Raw genomic sequence first — 18,694 nt, 5'->3', positions numbered from 1 at the left:
TGCCGGCGTGTCCGGGTACGGGCGGCGGCGGGCACCTCAGTGGGCTGCCGTCCTGCCGGGCGACATGGTCGGCTGTTCGGAGCAGCCGCGGGCGGCGGTGCACGAGGCATCGCCGCCCGGGCTCGAGCCCGTCGCAGAACGGAGGGACCGATGGGCGGCTGACGGGGCAGCGGGCTACGGTCGGCGCAGTCCGGCGACGAGAAGCGCGACCAGTCGGCGTGCGTCGTAGCGGGGGTCGCTGTCCGCTCCGACGCAGAGGTTTCCGATACCGCGCATGAGTTGGTAGGCGCCGAGATCGGAGCGGATCTCGCCGGAGGCGGCGGCAGCGTCGAGGAGCTGGCTGCACACCGGCAGGAGTCGGTCGAGGAAGTAGGCGTGCAGCGTCTCGAACCCTGCGCTGTCCCCCTGCATCGCGGCGGCCAGGCCGTGCTTGGTGACCAGGAAGTCGACGAAGAGGTCGACCCACCTCCCCAGGGCGGCGTGAGGGGTCGGGCTGGACGCCAGCAGGGCCGGACCGGCTTCGGCGCAGGCGTCGACCTGGTGGCGGTAGACGGCGATGACGAGGTCCGCCCGGGTGGGGAAGTGGCGGTAGATCGTGCCCACCCCGACACCGGCCTCGGCCGCGATGTCGCGTACCGGTGCTTCCACGCCCGAGGTGACGAAGACCGTGGCGGCCGCGTCCAGCAGGACCTGCTGGTTGCGCCGGGCGTCCTTGCGCTTGGACTTGGCCGGGCTTCCCGCGCTCTCGTCGTTGCCGTTCACTGCGACAGCCTTCCTTTCCGTGATGTTGCAAAACGGAACAACGTTCCGTATCGTAAGCGGAACGAGGCTCCGTTTAGCTCATGATGGCAGACCGGGGGACGGTCGGCCAGGCCGTTGCCGCGACCACACCTCAGCTGGACGGAAGAGCAAGCCTCAGTCGTCACCCGACGTTGCCGGACCGCGCCTGGAGACACCCCCCTGCGCCTGACCCGGCCGGGCCGCCGACCGCCCGCCCAGCCGCACCAAGACCGCGTAGAACCGAACGGAAGGCACTTCCATGTCCGACTCGAATACGACGACCGCACAGAGGACCGCAGGTACGCCCACCGTGGTGATATCCGCCAAGCCAGTCGTTCTGCCCGCCCCGGGCCGCGGCGAGGACCTTCAGGTCCGGGTGTCGGCCCCCGCCACCGGCGGTGATCTGCCCGTCCTCGTCTTCTCGCACGGCTTCGGCTGGTCGATGAACGGCTACGCCCCGCTGGCGGACTTCTGGGCCGCCCACGGCTTCGTGGTCGTCCAGCCCACCCACCTCGACTCCAGGACACTCGGCCTTCCCGCCGAGGACACCCGCACCCCGCGGATCTGGCGCTTCCGCATCGAGGACGTGAAGCGCGTGCTCGATGGACTCGACACCCTGGAAGCCTCCGTGCCGGGCCTCGCCGGGCGCCTCGACCGCGATCGCGTCGCCGCGGCCGGCCACTCCTGGGGAGCCCAGACGGTGAGCACGCTGCTGGGCGCGCGTGTCCTCGACTCCGACGGTGTGCCGGGCGAGGACATGTCCGACCCCCGCATCAAGGCGGGTGTGCTGCTCGCCCTGACCGGACTCGGCGACGACCTGACCCCGTTCGCCGCCGAGCACCTCCCCTTCCTGAAGCCGTCCTTCGACTCCATGACCACACCGGCCCTCATCGTCGCCGGGGACAACGACCAGTCCCACCTGTCCACTCGCGGACCCGACTGGTTCATCGACCCCTACACCTACAGCCCGGGGAACAAGAGCCTGCTCACGCTGTTCGGGGCGGAGCACTCGCTCGGCGGGATCCCCGGATACGAGGTCGCCGAGACGACCGACGAGAGTCCCGCACGCGTCGCCCTGATCCAGCAGCTCACCACGGCCTACCTGCGCAGCGCCCTCTACCCCGGGGACACCGGCTGGAAGGCGGCGGCCACCGCGCTGGAGGAAGACCCCGACCCGCTGGGGAAGGTGCAGAGCAAGTAGGCCGGCCTCACCGGGTCCCCCCGCTCGGGGCGGGCGACCTCATCCGGCGGGAACCGCCTGCGGCTTCTGTCGTGTGATGCTGGGCGCCATGACTGATCGAGGTGACCTCGCCATCGTCCGCTGGCCGGGCCGGGCCGCTTCCGGCGAGGACGGCCTGGCCGCGTTGCTGGCGGCCTACCACCTGCGGACGGAGGCCGAGAAAGGCGCGGCCGTTGCCGATGTGGACGCGGTGCCGGGCCGCTACCGGGCGGAGATCTCCGACCCGAGAACCGCGTTTGCCCACGATGTCGTGCTGGTCGCCGTGAGCGAGGACGCCGCTGTGGGCTGTGTGGTGATGACCGCCCCTGCGGAAGGGCGGTCGGAGGTCAAGCGACTCTGGACGGACCCGGCATTCCGGGGCCGGGGAGTCGCGTCCGGCCTGCTCGGTGCCGCGCTGGCACATGCCGCGGAGAACGGCGTGGGCACCGTGCGACTGTCGGTCTGGAGATGGCGAACCGGGGCCATTGACCTGTACGAGCGGCTCGGCTTCACCGTCACCGAGTCATGGGACGCGCGGGATCAACTGGTGTGCATGGAACGCGCTGTGTGAGTGCCACGGGCACTCGTCGAGGCCGTGATACCGCCCGGCCCGGCCCCTGACGACGGGTTCCTCACGGTGACGCCTTCCTCGTCACCGGAGGTAGCCCGGGCCGGGCTCGGAGGTGCCTGGCCCGGGGCGACCCGGGCCGTCAGCCACAGCCCCTTTTCCATACGGCAGGTCAGCGGTCGGTGTCGACGCGGAAGTCGTAGGAGCCCGAGCCGACCTCGAACACGGCAGCCCCGTCTTCCATCCTGAGGAACCGGACACCCTTGGCGGCGTCGGCCGGCCGGCCGCTCTCGGAGACCGCCGTACGGCCGTGCGCCGGCACATGGACCTCCGCGACGGTGTTGACCGGCACCGTCGCCTTCAGGCCGACAGGACCATTGCCGGTGCTCCACTTCGACGACAGAAGGCCGTAGACGGTCTTGAGGCTTCCGGAGCCCTCCGTCAGGTTCCCTCCGGGGACCGGCGCGATGCGGGAGCGCTGGTAGCCGGGCTTGAGCGCCGAGATGCCGCCGATGTTCTGGAACATCCAGTCCCCCACGGCCCCGTAGGCGTAGTGGTTGAAGGAGTTCATGTCGACCGGGCCGAAGCTGCCGTCGGGCATGATCGAGTTCCAGCGTTCCCACATGGTGGTGGCACCGCCTGCGACCTCGTAGCCCCAGGACGGGTAGTCCTTGTGCAGCAGCATCTTGTAGGCCAGGTCGTCCCGGCCGATCCTGCTCAGCGCGGGCAGCAGCAGCGGTGTGCCGATGAAGCCGGTCCGCAGGTGGTAGTCGGTGAGGGCGAGCTTGGCCACGAACTTCTCGCCGACCTTCTCGACCAATGCCTGATCCGAGATCAGGTCCATGCCGAGGGCGAGCGCGTATCCGGTCTGCGAGTTGCGCTTGACCGTGCCGTCGGCTGCGACGTAGGCCCTGGTGAAGGCGTCGCGGACGTCGGCGGAGAGCTTGCTGTAGTCGGATGCCGCCGTTTCGTCTCCCAGGGCCTCGGCCACCTCGGCCATCATGCGGGCGTTCCCGGCGTAGTAGGCGGTGCCGAGGATGCCCTGCTCGGTCGGATCGTCCAGGTGCAGCCAGTCGTTGGTGAAGAAGGTGGTGCGGCCCGGCTCGAGCAGGTCCGGTCCGGCACTGTCGCGCACGAACTGGAAGAACTTCTGCATGGCGGGGTAGTTCTCCCGCAGGATGCGGGTGTCGTCATAGGAGCGCCACACGGAGTACGGCACGGTGATCATCACGTCGGACCAGCCGACACCGCTGTCGCCGAACTCGCCCTTCGGACTCGGTACGACCGCCGGCAGGTCGCCGCTGGCGTACTCGGAGTTGCGGACGTCGGCCATCCAGTGGGACAGGAACGCACGAGTGTCGACCAGGTAGTTGGCCGTCGGCGCGAACAGGCTGATGTCCCCCGTCCAGCCCAGGCGTTCGTCGCGGCCTGATGTGACGCGCAACACGTCAAGAGGCGGCAAGCACCAGCTCGCGCGGCGGGCGTCTTGACAACCTGGAACACAGGAGAAAGGCTGTTGCGCATAGAGATGCTGGTTGCTTAATCAGAAACCTGGCGTCCGCGGTCGAGAGGTTTCGCTCGCACCTCCCGCCACACCCACGTGCAGACAAGGGAGCCCGCTCGTGGCCATCTCCGTCTTCGACCTCTTCTCCGTCGGCATAGGCCCGTCCAGTTCGCACACGGTCGGTCCCATGCGGGCCGCCCGCATGTTCACCGGCAGGCTGGAGAACGAGAATCTGCTCGCGCGGACGGCGTCGGTACGGGCCGAGCTCTTCGGCTCCCTGGGGGCCACCGGGCACGGTCACGGCACCCCCAAGGCCGTCCTGCTCGGTCTGGAGGGCCACGAGCCGCACACGGTGGACGTCGGCGTGGCCGAACGGGACGTGGAGCGGATCAGGTCGACGGGCCGACTGCGTCTGCTGGGCTGCGAGCTCGGCGACACCCACGAGATCCCCTTCGACACGGACAGGCAGTTGGTCCTGCACCGCCGCCGTTCCCTGCCGTACCACGCGAACGGCATGAGGCTGTTCGCGTACGACGGCGAGGGGCTGCCCTTGCTGGAGGCCACCTACTACTCGGTCGGCGGCGGGTTCGTCGTCGACGAGGAGGCCGCCGGCGCGGACCGGGTCAAGGTCGACGACACGGTGGTGAAGTACCCGTTCGGCAGCGGCGACGAGCTGCTGCGCCTGACCCGGGAGACGGGTCTGTCGATCTCGGCGCTGATGCTGGAGAACGAGCTGGCCTGGCGGACCGAGGAGGAGATCCGCGCGGGGCTGCTGGAGATCTGGCGGGTGATGCGGGAGTGCGTGGCACGCGGCCTGTCCTGTGAGGGGATCCTGCCGGGCGGGCTCAGGGTCCGCCGCCGGGCCACCGCCGTGGCCAAGGCGCTGCGGGCCGAGGGCGACCCGGCGGGACGGGCGTTGGAGTGGGTGACCCTCTACGCCATGGCGGTCAACGAGGAGAACGCGGCCGGCGGCCGGGTGGTCACCGCCCCGACGAACGGCGCGGCCGGCATCATCCCGGCGGTCCTGCACTACTACGTCAACTTCGTGCACGGAGCCGACGACGACGCCGTGGTCCGGTTCCTGCTGGCGGCCGGTGCCATCGGCCTGCTGTTCAAGGAGAACGCCTCGATCTCGGGCGCCGAGGTCGGCTGCCAGGGCGAGGTCGGCGCCGCCTGTTCCATGGCCGCGGGCGGACTCGCGGAGGTGTTCGGCGGCTCGCCCGAACAAGTGGAGAACGCCGCCGAGATCGGTATGGAACACAATCTGGGCCTGACCTGCGACCCGGTCGGCGGCCTGGTGCAGATCCCGTGCATCGAGCGCAACGGCATGGCTGCGGTCAAGGCCGTCACCGCGGCCCGGATGGCCCTGCGGGGCGACGGCCGCCACCACGTCTCACTGGACAAGGTCATCAAGACCATGAAGGAGACGGGCGCCGACATGAAGGTCAAGTACAAGGAGACGGCCCGCGGCGGGCTCGCGGTCAACGTCATCGAGTGCTGACGACGCGGCAGCCGGGTTCTGGGGAGTGTGCGGGGGACGGGTCACCGAACGACGACGCGTCCTGCGCATCCGGGACGGGGCGGTGGGCAGCCGGCCGGACACCCTGGTGGCGGAGGAGCCGCTGGAGATCCGGCTGAACGGAAAGCCCCTCGCGATCCTCGGCCGGGTGGAGGAGCTGACGAACATCGTGTGCTGCGCGGGCGCGAGAGCGGTGAGCGGCGTCCTCGTGCCGGGGCACAGGCCGGCGGACTACGCGCGGGCCCAGGCGCCGCTTCGTCGACGACCCGGCGCTCTGGACCCGGATGGGCGCCGCCGCCACCCGGCACGCCGCGTCGTCCGGCTGGGACACGTCCGCCGCGGCCACGGCGGACGTGTACGCGGCGGCGATGCGCGAGGCCGCGTGGGCGCGCGGCTGACGGCTGTGCCGTCAGCGCGCCGGTTCCAGCCGGACCACGATGGACTTGGACGTCGGCGTGTTGCTGACCTCCGCGGTGGAGTCCAGCGGTACGAGGACGTTGGTCTCGGGGAAGTAGGCGGCGCAGCAGCCGCGCGGGGTGGGATAGGCGACGGTTCGGAAGGCCGGTGCCCGGCGCTCGACCCCGTCGGAGAACTCGCTGACGACGTCGACCGGATCGCCCTCGGTCAGGCCGTGCGCGGCGAGGTCGTCCGGGTGGACGAAGAGCACTCTGCGGCCCTGGTGGATGCCCCGGTAGCGGTCGTCCAGGCCGTAGATGGTGGTGTTGTACTGGTCGTGCGAACGGAGGGTCTGGAGGAGTAGCCGACCCTGCGGGACGCGCAGCACATCCAGAGGGTTGACGGTGAAGTTGGCCAGTCCTGTCCTGGTGGGGAAGCGCCTCTCGTCGCGTGGCGGGTGGGGCAGGGCGAAGCCGCCCGGCCGGCGCACCCGGCCGTTGAAGTCCTCGAAGCCGGGGATCACCCGGGCGATCCTGTCCCGGATGCGGTCGTAGTCCGCCTCGAAGTCGGCCCAGGGCACCTGCGGGCCGCCGCTGCCGAGGGCCTCGTTCGCCATCCGGCAGATGATCGCGACCTCACTCAGCAAGACGTCCGAGGCGGGCGCCAGCCGGCCACGCGAGAAGTGCACCAGGCCCATGGAGTCCTCCACCGTCACCCGTTGCTCCCCGCCGGGCCGCAGATCGGCTTCGGTGCGGCCCAGGCAGGGCAGGATGAGCGCCTGTCGGCCGGTCACCGCGTGGGACCGGTTGAGCTTGGTGGAGATCTGCACCGTGAGCTCACAGGTGCGCAGAGCTCGCTCGGTGACGTCGGTGTCCGGGGCGGCGGAGACGAAGTTGCCGCCGAGCGCGACGAAGACCCGTACCTGGCCGTCCCGCATGGCCCGGATGGTCTCCACCGCGTCGTGGCCGTGATGGCGCGGCGGCACGAAGCCGAACTCCGTGCCGAGCGCGTCGAGGAAGGCGGCGTCCGGCTTCTCGTGGATGCCCATGGTCCGGTCGCCCTGGACGTTGGAGTGCCCGCGCACGGGGCAGAGCCCGGCGCCGGGGCGTCCGAGGTTGCCGCGCAGCAGCAGGAAGTTGACGACCTCGCGGATGGTCGGCACGGAGTGGCGGTGCTGGGTGAGGCCCATGGCCCAGCACACGACGATCTTCCGGGCGGACAGCACCTCCTGGAACGCCTCCCTGATCTCCCGCTGCGACAGCCCGGTCGCCTCCAGGACGTCGTCCCAGGATGTCTTGCGGGCCTGGTCGGCGAACTCCTCGAAGCCATGGGTGTGCGCGGTGATGAAGTCATGGTCGAGGACCGTGCCGGGAGTGTCGTCCTCCGCCTCCAGGAGCATGCGGTTGAAGGCCTGGAAGAGGGCCTGGTCGCCGCCGAGCCTGATCTGCAGGAAGAGGTCGGAGAGTTGAGTTCCTGCGCCCAGCACTCCGGAGGGCCGCTGGGGGTTCTTGAAGCGCAACAGGCCCGCTTCGGGGAGGGGGTTGACCGAGATGACCCGGGCCCCCCGATCCTTGGCGGTCTCGAGTGCCGAGAGCATCCGGGGGTGGTTGGTGCCCGGGTTCTGCCCGACGACGAGGATCAGGTCGGCCTCGTACAGGTCCTCCAGCCGGACGCTGCCCTTGCCGATGCCGATGGTCTCGGTCAGGGCGGAGCCGCTCGACTCGTGGCACATGTTGGAGCAGTCCGGCAGGTTGTTGGTGCCGAGGAGCCGGACGAACAGCTGGTAGAGGAAGGCCGCCTCGTTGCTCGCCCGGCCGGAGGTGTAGAAGGCGGCCTGGTCGGGTGAGTCGAGAGCACCCAGCTCCCGGGCGATGACGGCGAACGCCTCGTCCCAGGAGATCGGCCGGTACCGGTCGCCGTCCGCGGGGCGGTACATGGGGTGGGTGAGGCGGCCCTGCTGACCGAGCCAGTAGTCGCTGCGTCCGGCCAGCTCCGCCAGGGTGTGCGCGGCGAAGAAGCCGGGGCCGACCCGGCGCAGGGTAGCCTCCTCGGCCACCGCTTTGGCGCCGTTCTCGCAGAACTCGGCACGGTGCCGGTGCCCGGGCTCGGGCCAGGCGCAGCCCGGGCAGTCGAATCCCGTCTTCTGGTTGACGCTCAGCAGCGTCAGCAGGCTGCGGCGGACGCCCATCTGCGCGTGGGCGTGGCGCAGCGAGGACGTGACCGCGGGAAGGCCCGCGGCGTGGTCCTTCGGCGGGCCCACCCGCAGACGGGAGTCACCGGGGTCCTCGGCAGGCGCTTCGCGGGTCATCGCCTAGCGCTCCGCGAGGTTCGAGCGGGTGCCGAGGCGGTCCTGGACCCAGTCGTGGAACTCGCCGATGTGGTGCTCGCTGGGCACCAGGACGCCGCCCTTGGCGTACAGCCGGGAGCTCATCGCGGGCTGGCAGCGCTCACAGGCGTCGAAGTCCTGCCGGTTGACGCGGTCGAACAGCTCGACCGACCGGCTCACGTCCCGGCCGCTTGCCACCACGCCCTTCAGGTACAACCAGTCGCACTCCACGATCGTGCGGTCGACCGCCACCGGGAACATCCGGTGGAGGATCACGTGGTCGGGGACCAGGTTGATGAACACCTGCGGGCGCACCGTGATCGCGTAGTACCGGCGGTCCTGCTCCTCGGAGACCGTGGGGATACGGTCCAGGCCCTCCGAACCGTCCACGGTGAAGCCCTGGACGTCCGAGCCGAACTCGGCGCCGTGTCCCACGTAGTACTGCGCCGCGAACCCGTCGGCGAACTCCGGCAGTACCTCGGTCAGCTCGGGGTGGATGGTCGCGCAGTGGTAGCACTCCATGAAGTTCTCGATGATGAGCTTCCAGTTGGCCTTGACGTCGTAGACGATCCGCCGGCCGACCTCCAGGCTCTCGACGTCGTATCGCTCGATGGACTCCGCGTCGCCCAGGCGCGCGACCACCTCCGCGATCACCGACTGTTCGAACGAGGGCGGATTCTCGGCCAGGCACACCCACACATAGCCCAGCCACTCGCGTACCGCCACGCTCGCCAGGCCGTACTCCGTGCGTCCGACGTCCGGCATCTTCGTCAGGTTCGGGGCCGCGACGAGTTTGCCGTTCAGGTCGTAGGTCCAGGCGTGGTACGGGCACTGGAAGGCCCGCTTCACCTCACCGGACTCCTGTGTGCACAGCTTCGCGCCCCGGTGCCGGCACACGTTGAAGAAGGCCCGCACGGAGCCGTCCCGCGACCGGGTCAGCAGGACGCTCTCCCGCCCGACGTCCACGGTCCGGAAGGCGCCCGGCTTCGACAGTTCCGACGAGCGCGCCGCGCAGAACCACATGGATTCAAAGATGTGTTCCTGCTCCAGGCGGAAGATCTCCGGGTCCGTGTAGTGGTCACCGGGGAGGGTCGCGATCAGGCTCTCCGGCAGGCCGGTCGTAGTCATGGTTCACCTCGGAGTGAAGCGCCTCGGTCGGGCGAGTGGTTGCCTCATGTGCAACGAGCTTCTTGCTACGCAACTCACGGTGCAGTCCGGCCGAAGCGCTGTCAAGCCCTTGACCACAGACCGTCGCAGCCTGGACCATGTTGCGTATCAGTCAGGCTGTTGCGTAATACGCACCTCTCTGGGAGGGCTCCGTGTCTCTTGGACCCACAACCGGCCGCGAGTTCGTCCTCACCCTGTCGTGCCCCGACCGCTCGGGCCTCGTCCACGCCGTCACCGGCTTCCTGGTCCGGCACTCCGGGAACATCCAGGAGAGCCAGCAGTTCGACGACCGGCTGCTGGACCGCTTCTTCATGCGGGTGCACTTCGACGTCTCAGACCCGGACACGTCGCTGGAGGACCTGAAGTCCGGCTTCGCCCAGGTGGCGGAGGCGTACCGGATCTCCTGGCAGCTGTACGAGGCGTCGACGCCGACGCGCACGCTGATCATGGTGTCGAAGTTCGGGCACTGCCTGAACGACCTGCTCTTCCGCTGGCGCACCGGCGCGCTGAACATCGAGGTGCCGGCGATCGTCTCCAACCACCGGGACTTCGAGCCGCTCGCCGAGAGCTACGGGATTCCCTTCCACCACGTGCCCGTCACCCGGGAGACGAAGCCCGAGGCGGAGGCACGACTTCTGGAGCTCGTCGACGAGCTGGACATCGACCTGGTGGTCCTCGCCCGCTACATGCAGATCCTGTCGAACGACCTGTGCAAGCAGCTCGAGGGCCGGGCGATCAACATCCACCACTCGTTCCTGCCGAGCTTCAAGGGCGCCCGCCCCTACGTCCAGGCGTACGACCGCGGCGTCAAGCTCGTCGGAGCGACGGCCCACTACGTCACCCCGGACCTCGACGAGGGACCCATCATCGAGCAGGACGTCATCCGCGTGAACCACTCACTGGGGCCCGACAGCATGGTCGCCCTGGGGCGCGACGTCGAGGCGCAGGTCCTGGCGCGGGCGGTGGAATGGCACAGCCAGAGCCGCATCATGGTCAACGGCAACCGTACGGTCGTCTTCCGCTGAGGAAAAATGACCTCCACCCCCTCACGCCTGTTGACTATTTCGCCTAGGGTTTCGCCATGAGCAACTTCGGCGCCGAGTCCGCAGGCGCTCCCAGTGGCGGAGTGCAATCCGTTGACCGTGCTGTCGCCGTGCTGGAGATCCTCGCCCAGCACGGCGAGGCGGGCGTGAGTGAGGTGGCCGCGGCGATCGACGTCCACAAGTCCACCGCTTTCCGTCTGCTCGGCGCGCTGGAAGCGCATGGGATGGTCGAGCAGGAGAGCGAACGCGGAAAGTACCGTCTCGGCTTCGGCGTCGTGCGCCTGGCCGGCGCCGTGACGGGCCGCATCGCCGTCACCAGACACGGGCGCGGGATCTGCGAGCGTCTCGTCGACGATGTGGGCGAGACGCTGAACATCGCCGTTCTCGAGTCCCCCCACGCGATCAACCTCTACCAGGTGCGCGGCTCGTCGGCCATCGCCGCGCAGAACTGGGTGGGACGGCTGACGCCGCTGCACTGCACGTCGAGCGGCAAGATCCTCCTGGCCCACCTCGCCCGCGAGGACCGCGACGCGCTCCTCGCCGAGGCCGGCCTCCCCCGTCTGACACCGCGCACGGTGACCTCCAGGAAGAAGCTGGAGGCGGACCTGTCCGAAGCCCGTGAGCAGGGCTATGCCATCACGGTGGAGGAGTACGAGGAGGGCCTCAACGCCCTGTCCGCTCCCGTACGTTCGGAAGACGGCGAGGTCATCGCCGCCCTCAGCGCGTCGGGGCCGGCGTTCCGGATGACCGACGAGCGGTTGCGCGAACTCGCGCCGCTGCTGGTCGCGGGAGCGGACGAGCTCAGCCGCCGTCTCGGCTACGCGGGCTGAGGCCCGGGAAGCGCGCCTCGGCCGCCGGCCAGGACAGGACCCTCACGACAAGCGGCGGTCGGCGATCCGGACACAGGATCACCGCCGCCGCTTCTGTGCTGTCCGCGTCAGCCCGTCCACTCCACAGCCGCGTCCAGCAGCCAGTCCGTCAGATAGCCGGCGAAGGACGAACGGACCAGCACCCAGAACCCGGCCCCGGGGTCGTCACGGGCGACCAGGACGACCTGGGTGCGGCCCAGGTTCGTCTGGGCGCAGCGCCCCGGGCCGAAGACCCGCGGGTGAAGGTCCAGCGAGCAGCCGTGGGCCAGCACGTCGCGGGCCCGGGGACCTGCGACGAGGAGCGTGGTGCGCTGAGCCGAGACGTCGATGACGGACACGGGCTCGTCGCCCGCGGCCTCACGGATCCGGCTCTCCAGGCCCTGTTGGCCGCCCGGCGGGCCCACCACGAGCCACTCGTCGGGGCCGAGCCACAGCACGGTCAGCTCCCCGGCGCGGACGACGGTGCCGGGTTCGACGGGAAGGGGGAGTCCCAGCGCCAGCCCCACGGCGTCCGCCGCCGCCCCCTTGGGGTCGAGACGCACATTGACCTGGGTCAGGAAGGGCAGTTCCGCCAGCCGGACCGCGCCCCCGGAGGTGCGGGTCGCGGCGGCCAGCCGGCCGGCGGCAGGCGACAGCGGGCTGCGGGGCGGGGCGGTAACGGCGGTGTCAGCCATCACGGCGGGCTCCCTCGGGGTCGTAGAGGACGGGGCTCGCGACGGTCACCGGGACCAGCCGGTCGCCCACGGGGGCATAGAGTCGCTCACCGATGCGGTCCCGGCCGCCCTTGACCAGCGCGAGGGCGAAGGTCCGGCCGAGGGCCGCGCTGCGATAGCTGGACGTGACGTGGCCGAGCATCGGGACCGGCGGCGCCGGCAGCACACTGCCGGCGACCAGGTGCGTGCCTTCGGGGAGGAACGTGCCCGGGTCGTCCGGAAGCAGCCCGACCAGGTGCTTGCGGTCGGGGCGGGCGGTGTCGGCACGGGCGTGGGACCGCTTGCCGATGAAGTCCCGCTTCTTCTTCGACACCACCCAGCTCATGCCGAGATCCTGCGGCGTCACGGTGCCGTCGGTGTCCTGACCGACGATCGGATAGCCCTTCTCCGCGCGCAGGACGTGCATGGTCTCCGTGCCGTAAGGGGTGATGCCGTACGGGGCGCCGGCCTCGTAGAGCGCCTCCCACAGGGCGAGGGCCTCCCACGGTGACACGTTGATCTCGTAGGCGAGTTCGCCGGAGAAGCTGATCCGGCACACCCGCGCGTCGATGCCGGCGACGGTCGTCTCACGCCACGCCATGAACGGGAAGTCCTCGTTCCCGACGGCGAGTCGGGGCGCGAGCGAGCCGAGGACCTCGCGGGAGCGCGGGCCGACCAGGGCGACGGTGGCCCACTGCTCGGTCACCGACGTGCAGTGGACGCGCAGTTCGGGCCACTCCGTCTGGAGCCACTCCTCCATCCAGTCCAGCACGGCGGCGGCGTTGCCCGTCGTGGTGGTGACCAGGTAGCGGTCCTGGCCGAGGCGGATCACCGTGCCGTCGTCGAAGACCATGCCGTCCGGGCGGCACATCACGCCGTAGCGGATCATGCCGACCTTCAGGGTGCTCATCATGTTGGTGTACAGCAGGTCGAGGAACACGCCGGCGTCCGGGCCCTGGACATCGATCTTGCCGAGGGTGGAGGCGTCCATGAAGGCGACACCCTCGCGGGCGGCCGCGCACTCGCGCAGCACGGCCGTCTCCATGTCCTCGCCGTCCTGCGGGTAGTACCAGGGCCGCTTCCACTGGCCGACGTTCTCGAACAGGGCGCCGTGCGCGACATGCCACTTGTGCAGGGCGGTGGTGCGGATCGGGTCGAGCAGGGCACCGCGGTCGCGGCCGGCGAGGGCGGCGAAGGAGACGGGGGTGTACGGCGGGCGGAACGTGGTCGTGCCGAGCGCGGAGATGTCCACGCCGAGCAGTTCCGCGACGACGCCACTGGCCAGGACGCCGGAGGTCTTTCCCTGGTCGTTCGCCGTGCCGGCCGTGGTGTAGCGCTTGGTGTGCTCGACGGAGCGCATGCCGGCACCGGCCGCCCGGGCCAGGTCGTCGACGGTGACGTCGCGTTGCAGGTCGACGAAGCGCGGGGCGCCTTCCCGGCCCGGGACGGTGAAGACCCGCATGGGCGGCGTCTGCGGCGGCGTGGCCGCCTGGGGCAGCTCGACCTCCTCTGAGGTGTAGCCCTCGGCCTCGATCGCGCGGGCTCCGGCCGCCGCTCCTTGCGCGAGGACCCGGACCAGGTCGAGGACACCGCTCGCGGCGCCCGCGACCTCGACGGCCTGCCGGGAGGCGTCGGGGACGAAGGTACCGAGCCCCTCGTCGTAGCGGAGCTTGCCTCCCGCCTGGCTGAACAGGTGCGCCACCGGGTTCCAGCCGCCGGAGACCAGGAGCAGGTCGGCGGCGAACTCCCGCTGCCCCACGGACTCTCCGTACGGGGCGACGGTCACGGAGGTGAGCCGGGGGGCGCCGTCCGTGGCGGTGACCGCATGGCCCGTCAGCACCTCGATGCCGGCCTGGCGGGCGCGGGTCGCCCACTCCCCCGGCTCGGTGCGGGTGTCGACGACGGCCCCGATGGCCACGCCCGCCGCGGCGAGGTCCAGGGCCGCCGCGTAGGCGCTGTCGTTGGTGGTGAAGACGACCGCGTGGCGGCCGGGCAGGGTCCCGTACTTGTTGACGTAGGTGCGGGCCGAGGCGGCCAGCATCACGCCGGGGCGGTCGTTGTCCGCGAAGGCCAGCGAACGTTCGTGCGCGCCGGTGGCGAGGACGACCCGGCGGGCGCGGATGCGCCAGACGCGCTCGCGGGAGACGTGCTCGGGGGCCTCGGCGCCCAGGTGGTTGGTACGGCGCTCCACGGCGAGCAGGTGGTTGTCGTCGTAGTAGCCGAAGACGGTGGTGCGGCGCAGGACGCGTACGTCGGGGGCGGCGTCGAGCCGGGCTGTCGTCTCGCTCACCCAGTCGAGGTGTTCGCCGGTGCCGAGGAGGCTGCCGCCGGGTTCCGGCTGGTCGTCGGCGAGGATGACGCGGGCACCCGAGCGGGCGGCGGCTGCCGCCGCGGCGAGTCCGGCCGGGCCCGCGCCCACCACCAGGAGGTCGCAGTGGGTGTGTACGGCGTCGTAGCGGGCCGGGTCCGGGTCGGTGGCGAGGCGGCCCTGGCCGGGGAGGCTGCTCGCCACGAGGCCGTCGTAGAGCTCGACGGTGGTGGCGGGGAGCATGGGCTCGGGGAACGGGGCCTCGATCTGGACGACCGCGTTGGGTTCCTCGGCGCCGGCCGAGAAGATGCCGCGTGGGCGGCCCAGCTTGATGCTGGTGCCGGTCTGGATGACGCCGTTGGCGAGGAGGGCGGAGGCGAGGGTGTCGCCCTTGTGGCCCTGGTATTCGGTGCCGTCGAAAGTGAAGGTGACCGGGGTGTCGCGGTGGATTCGGCCGCGGGTGGGGTGGCGGAAGGGCTGGGTGGTTTCGCCCCCGCCGCCCTTCCCCTTCCCGTCCTGAAGGGGCTCCGCCCCTTCGACCCCGCTGGGGGCTGCGCCCCCAGACCCCCCTTCGGCCTGGACGGACTCGTCCTCAAGCGCCGGACGGGCTGCATGCACTGAACGTGATGCGAAGGTGGCAGGGCGCTCCTCCCCCGCCCGGTACACCGTCAGGATCTCGTTCGTCGATGTGTCACGCACCGCGTTGAACCAGCGGCGGCAGCCCGCCGCATGACTCCAGCGCTCGGCGAAGGGGCCCCTCGGGTTGTCGCGGAAGAACAGGTAGCGGGCCCACTCCTCGTCGGTGAGGGAGGTCGGGTCCTGCGGGTACGGCACGTGGGCCTGGCCGCCGTAGTGGAACTCGGCCTCGTCGCGGGGCCCGCACCACGGGCAGGGGATCAGCAGCATGGGTCGGCTCCCTGATGGTCCTAGTGGGCCACCGCGGCCGCGCCGTGCTCGTCGACGAGCGCGCCGGTGGTGAAACGGTCGAGCGAGAAGGGGGCGTTCAGCGGATGCGGTGTGTCGTGGGCGATGGTGTGGGCGTAGACCCAGCCGACGCCCGGGGTGGCCTTGAAACCGCCGGTCCCCCAGCCGCAGTTGAGGTAGAGGTTGTCGACCGGGCTGAGGCCGATGATCGGTGAGGCGTCGGGGCTGACGTCGACGATGCCGCCCCAGGTGCGCAGGACGTGGGCGCGGGCGAAGACCGGGAAGAGTTCCAGGGCCGCCGACATCTGCTCTTCGATGATGTGGAAGGCGCCGCGCTGGGTGTAGGAGTTGTACGCGTCGATGCCCGCGCCCATCACCAGCTCGCCCTTGTGCGCCTGACTGACGTACACGTGGACGGCGTTGGACATGACCACCGTCGGGTGCACCGGCTCCAGCAGCTCCGACACCAGGGCCTGCAAGGGGTGGCTCTGGACGGGGAGTTCGACGCCCGCCATGGCCGCGAGGACCGAGGTGTGGCCCGCCGAGCAGAGCGCGACCTTGCCCGCGGCGATCGGGCCGCGGGTGGTCCGGACTCCCACCACCCGGTTGCCGACGACGTCGAGGCCGGTCACCTCGCAGTTCTGGATGATGTCGATCCCGGCGGCGTCGGCGGAGCGGGCGAGGCCCCACGCCACGTGGTCGTGCTTGGCGATGCCCGCGCGCGGCTGGTAGGTCGCGCCCAGGACCGGGTAGCGCACGTCCGGGGAGATGTTGACGATCGGGCAGACGTCCTTGACGCCGTCCGCGTCGAGCCACTCGGCGTCCACGCCGTTGAGGCGGTTGGCCTCGACGCGGCGCACGCTGTCGCGGACGTCCTGGAGGCTGTGGGCGAGGTTCAGTACGCCGCGCTGGGAGAACAGGATCGGGTAGTCGAGCTCGTCCGCCAGTCCCTCCCAGAGCTTGAGCGCGTGCTCGTAGATGCCGGCGCTCTCGTCCCACAGGTAGTTGGAGCGGATGATCGTGGTGTTGCGGGCCATGTTGCCGCCCGCCAGCCAGCCCTTCTCCAGTACGGCGACGTTGGTGATGCCGTGGTTCTTCGCCAGGTAGTGGGCGGTGGCCAGACCGTGGCCGCCGCCGCCCACGACGACGACGTCGTACGAGCGCTTCGGCTCGGGGTTGCGCCACAGCCAGTCGGGGTGTTCGGGGAGCTCGGCGCCGGGGGTGCGGGGGCTCATCGGGCGACTCCGTCCTCGGACAGGTGGGGGTAGAGCGGGTGCTTGGCGGCCAGGGCCTCCGTGCGGGCGCGCAGGGCGGGCACGTCCGGCTCCGGCTGGAGGGCGAGGGCGATCACGTCCGCGACCTCGGCGAAGTCCTCCTCGGTGAAGCCGCGGGTGGCCAGGGCCGGGGTGCCGACGCGCAGGCCCGAGGTGACCATGGGCGGGCGCGGGTCGAAGGGCACGGCGTTGCGGTTGACGGTGATGCCGACCTCGTGGAGCAGGTCCTCGGCCTGCCGGCCGTCGAGCTCCGAGTCCCGCAGGTCGACCAGGACGAGGTGGACGTCCGTGCCTCCGGTGAGGACCTTCACCCCGGCCGCCGCCGCGTCCGCCCGGGTGAGGCGTTCGGCGAGGATGCGGGAGCCGGCGAGCGTACGGGCCTGGCGTTCGGCGAACTCCGGTGACGCGGCGACCTTGAACGACACCGCCTTCGCGGCGATGACGTGCTCCAGGGGGCCGCCCTGCATACCGGGGAACACCGCCGAGTTGATCTTCTTGGCGAGGTCGGCCTCGTTGGTGAGGATGACGCCGCCGCGCGGGCCGCCGAGTGTCTTGTGGGTCGTGGTGGTCGTGACGTGGGCGTGCGGTACGGGGTTGGGGTGCAGGCCCGCCGCCACCAGTCCCGCGAAGTGCGCCATGTCGACCATGAGCAGGGCGCCCACGTCGTCGGCGATCCGGCGGAAGGCCGCGAAGTCCAGCTGCCTCGGGTACGCCGACCAGCCCGCGATGATCATCTTGGGGCGGTGTTCCTTGGCGAGCCGCTCGACCTCGTCCATGTCGACGAGGTGGTCCGCCTCCGACACGTGGTACGGCACGACGTTGAGCATCTTGCCGCTGTAGTTGATGCGCATGCCGTGCGTGAGGTGCCCGCCGTGCGCGAGGTCGAGGCCGAGGACGGTGTCGCCGGGCTGGAGGAGGGCGAAGAAGACGGCGGTGTTGGCCTGGGCGCCCGAGTGGGGCTGCACGTTGGCGAAGCCCGCGCCGAAGAGGGACTTGATCCGCTCGATGGCCAGCCGCTCGGTGACGTCGACGTGTTCGCAGCCGCCGTAGTAGCGGCGGCCGGGGTAGCCCTCGGCGTACTTGTTGGTCGCGACCGAGCCCTGGGCCTCCATCACGGCGGAGGGCGCGAAGTTCTCGGAGGCGATCATCTCCAGGGTGGACTGCTGGCGGTGCAGTTCGGCGCGGAGCGCGGCGTGGACCTCGGGGTCCAGCTCCGCCAGGGGGGTGTTCAGCGCGTTCATACGGTGTTCGCGTTCCTCTCGGCGGCCTCGACGACATTGGCGAGCAGCATGGCCCGGGTCATGGGGCCCACGCCCCCGGGCATCGGGGCCAGCCATCCGGCGACCTGGGAGGCGTCCGGGTGGATGTCCCCCACCAGCCCCTGGTCGGTGCGGGTGATACCGACATCGAGGACGGCCGCGCCGGGGCGCAGCATGTCCTTGGTGATCAAGCCGGGCGAGCCGGCGGCCGCGACGACGATGTCCGCCTCGCGTACGTGCCAGGCCAGGCCCTTGGTGCCGGTGTGGCAGAGGGTGACGGTGGCGTTCTCGGACCTGCGGGTGAGGAGGAGCCCGATGGGCCGTCCGACGGTGATGCCCCGGCCGATCACACACACCCGCGCTCCGGCGAGCGGCACGTCGTGGCGGCGGAGCAGTTCGACGATGCCGCGCGGGGTGCACGGCAGCGGGGCCTCGACGCCGAGGACGAGCCGGCCGAGGTTGACGGGGTGCAGTCCGTCGGCGTCCTTGGCCGGGTCCATGCGTTCCAGTACGGCGCCCGCGTCGAGGTGACGCGGCAAGGGCAGCTGGACGATGTAGCCGGTGCAGGCGGGGTCGGCGTTGAGTTCGTCGATCGTCTCCTCGACCTGCTGCTGCGAGGCGTCGGCGGGCAGTTCCCGGCGGATGGAGGCGATGCCCACCTGGGCGCAGTCGCGGTGCTTGCCGCCGACGTAGGCGTGGCTGCCGGGGTCGTCGCCGACCAGGACGGTGCCGAGGCCCGGTACACGGCCCGTGGTGGCGGCCAACTTGGCCACGCGCTCGGCGAGTTCGCGGCGAACGATGCCGGCAGTGGCCTTGCCGTCGAGCAGTTGTGCGGTGGTCACCGGC

The 18,694-nt window shown here is 70.8% G+C and carries 14 protein-coding genes and 1 pseudogene; 6 read left to right on the top strand and 9 right to left on the bottom strand.

The genetic code is table 11. The annotated features are described in order from the left end of the window. Nucleotides 1-174 precede the first annotated feature (174 nt). Complete coding sequence (locus G3I77_RS27735) at nucleotides 175-762, bottom strand: TetR/AcrR family transcriptional regulator (protein WP_248508033.1); 588 nt, start codon at nucleotides 760-762, stop codon at nucleotides 175-177. Between the two features lie 277 nt (nucleotides 763-1,039). Here G3I77_RS27735 and G3I77_RS27730 point away from each other — a divergent pair, with 277 nt between their 5' ends. Both G3I77_RS27730 and G3I77_RS27725 read left to right on the top strand, forming a co-directional pair. Further along, entirely contained in the window at nucleotides 1,040-1,981 is a 942-nt protein-coding gene (locus tag G3I77_RS27730) for a chlorophyllase (protein ID WP_248508032.1), read from the top strand. 88 nt (nucleotides 1,982-2,069) lie between these two features. Then, nucleotides 2,070-2,570, top strand: a complete 501-nt coding sequence (locus G3I77_RS27725) for a GNAT family N-acetyltransferase (protein WP_248508031.1) — start codon at nucleotides 2,070-2,072, stop codon at nucleotides 2,568-2,570. Between the two features lie 169 nt (nucleotides 2,571-2,739). On the opposite strand, the gene G3I77_RS27720 is transcribed toward G3I77_RS27725, so the two are convergent. Next, a complete protein-coding gene (locus G3I77_RS27720; RefSeq protein ID WP_248508030.1) occupies nucleotides 2,740-4,011 on the bottom strand; it encodes an alpha-L-rhamnosidase C-terminal domain-containing protein in 1,272 nt (423 codons plus the stop codon). Nucleotides 4,012-4,189: 178 nt separating this feature from the next. Here G3I77_RS27720 and G3I77_RS27715 point away from each other — a divergent pair, with 178 nt between their 5' ends. Continuing rightward, nucleotides 4,190-5,572 (top strand): L-serine ammonia-lyase, encoded by a 1,383-nt coding sequence (locus G3I77_RS27715; protein WP_248508029.1) that lies wholly within the window; start codon nucleotides 4,190-4,192, stop codon nucleotides 5,570-5,572. 25 nt (nucleotides 5,573-5,597) lie between these two features. Further along, nucleotides 5,598-5,783 (top strand): annotated as a pseudogene (locus G3I77_RS27710) (sulfurtransferase FdhD); the annotation flags it as partial. Nucleotides 5,784-5,999: 216 nt separating this feature from the next. Here the strand turns inward: G3I77_RS27710 and G3I77_RS27700 are convergent. Further along, the gene (locus G3I77_RS27700; protein WP_248508028.1) at nucleotides 6,000-8,294 is read right to left on the bottom strand and encodes an FdhF/YdeP family oxidoreductase; all 2,295 of its coding nucleotides are present in this window, start codon (nucleotides 8,292-8,294) and stop codon (nucleotides 6,000-6,002) included. Between the two features lie 3 nt (nucleotides 8,295-8,297). Next, nucleotides 8,298-9,440, bottom strand: coding sequence for an aromatic ring-hydroxylating dioxygenase subunit alpha (locus tag G3I77_RS27695; RefSeq protein ID WP_248508027.1), 1,143 nt, complete (start codon nucleotides 9,438-9,440; stop codon nucleotides 8,298-8,300). Between the two features lie 191 nt (nucleotides 9,441-9,631). Between G3I77_RS27695 and purU the strand changes: the two genes are divergently transcribed. Both purU and G3I77_RS27685 read left to right on the top strand, forming a co-directional pair. Beyond that, complete coding sequence (purU, locus tag G3I77_RS27690; protein ID WP_248508026.1) at nucleotides 9,632-10,504, top strand: formyltetrahydrofolate deformylase; 873 nt, start codon at nucleotides 9,632-9,634, stop codon at nucleotides 10,502-10,504. Between the two features lie 56 nt (nucleotides 10,505-10,560). Continuing rightward, nucleotides 10,561-11,352 carry an IclR family transcriptional regulator gene (locus tag G3I77_RS27685; RefSeq protein WP_248508025.1) on the top strand — a complete coding sequence of 264 codons (792 nt, stop codon included), beginning with the start codon at nucleotides 10,561-10,563 and terminating at the stop codon, nucleotides 11,350-11,352. 107 nt (nucleotides 11,353-11,459) lie between these two features. Here G3I77_RS27685 and G3I77_RS27680 read toward each other — a convergent pair whose 3' ends face one another. From G3I77_RS27680 to G3I77_RS27660, 5 genes are read right to left on the bottom strand one after another with little or no spacing between them, the layout of a single operon-like run. Continuing rightward, nucleotides 11,460-12,065, bottom strand: a complete 606-nt coding sequence (locus G3I77_RS27680; RefSeq protein ID WP_248508024.1) for a sarcosine oxidase subunit gamma — start codon at nucleotides 12,063-12,065, stop codon at nucleotides 11,460-11,462. Next, complete coding sequence (locus G3I77_RS27675; protein ID WP_248508023.1) at nucleotides 12,058-15,297, bottom strand: sarcosine oxidase subunit alpha family protein; 3,240 nt, start codon at nucleotides 15,295-15,297, stop codon at nucleotides 12,058-12,060. Before G3I77_RS27675 ends, G3I77_RS27680 begins: the two co-directional genes overlap by 8 nt. A gap of 20 nt (nucleotides 15,298-15,317) precedes the next feature. After that, a complete protein-coding gene (locus G3I77_RS27670) occupies nucleotides 15,318-16,550 on the bottom strand; it encodes a sarcosine oxidase subunit beta family protein (RefSeq protein ID WP_193478683.1) in 1,233 nt (410 codons plus the stop codon). Continuing rightward, the gene (gene glyA, locus G3I77_RS27665) at nucleotides 16,547-17,830 is read right to left on the bottom strand and encodes a serine hydroxymethyltransferase (protein WP_248508022.1); all 1,284 of its coding nucleotides are present in this window, start codon (nucleotides 17,828-17,830) and stop codon (nucleotides 16,547-16,549) included. The genes G3I77_RS27670 and glyA overlap by 4 nt, the downstream gene beginning before the upstream one ends. Then, a complete protein-coding gene (locus tag G3I77_RS27660) occupies nucleotides 17,827-18,690 on the bottom strand; it encodes a bifunctional methylenetetrahydrofolate dehydrogenase/methenyltetrahydrofolate cyclohydrolase (protein WP_248508021.1) in 864 nt (287 codons plus the stop codon). The genes glyA and G3I77_RS27660 overlap by 4 nt, the downstream gene beginning before the upstream one ends. Between the last annotated feature and the right edge of the window lie 4 nt (nucleotides 18,691-18,694).

Source organism: Streptomyces sp. D2-8, assembly GCF_023184515.1.
In the GTDB taxonomy this organism is placed as follows: domain Bacteria; phylum Actinomycetota; class Actinomycetes; order Streptomycetales; family Streptomycetaceae; genus Streptomyces.
The sequence above is the reverse complement of the archived record's forward strand: the minus strand, read 5'-3'. Positions and strand labels throughout refer to the sequence as shown.

What these genes read in the sequence shown, in the direction of transcription:
- G3I77_RS27730 (WP_248508032.1), top strand. Translation starts at nt 1,040, where the DNA reads ATGTCCGACTCGAATACGACGACCGCACAGAGGACCGCAGGTACGCCC.
- G3I77_RS27725 (WP_248508031.1), top strand. Translation starts at nt 2,070, where the DNA reads ATGACTGATCGAGGTGACCTCGCCATCGTCCGCTGGCCGGGCCGGGCC.
- G3I77_RS27700 (WP_248508028.1), bottom strand. Translation starts at nt 8,294, where the DNA reads ATGACCCGCGAAGCGCCTGCCGAGGACCCCGGTGACTCCCGTCTGCGG.
- G3I77_RS27695 (WP_248508027.1), bottom strand. Translation starts at nt 9,440, where the DNA reads ATGACTACGACCGGCCTGCCGGAGAGCCTGATCGCGACCCTCCCCGGT.
- G3I77_RS27685 (WP_248508025.1), top strand. Translation starts at nt 10,561, where the DNA reads ATGAGCAACTTCGGCGCCGAGTCCGCAGGCGCTCCCAGTGGCGGAGTG.
- G3I77_RS27680 (WP_248508024.1), bottom strand. Translation starts at nt 12,065, where the DNA reads ATGGCTGACACCGCCGTTACCGCCCCGCCCCGCAGCCCGCTGTCGCCT.
- G3I77_RS27675 (WP_248508023.1), bottom strand. Translation starts at nt 15,297, where the DNA reads ATGCTGCTGATCCCCTGCCCGTGGTGCGGGCCCCGCGACGAGGCCGAG.
- G3I77_RS27670 (WP_193478683.1), bottom strand. Translation starts at nt 16,550, where the DNA reads ATGAGCCCCCGCACCCCCGGCGCCGAGCTCCCCGAACACCCCGACTGG.
- glyA (WP_248508022.1), bottom strand. Translation starts at nt 17,830, where the DNA reads ATGAACGCGCTGAACACCCCCCTGGCGGAGCTGGACCCCGAGGTCCAC.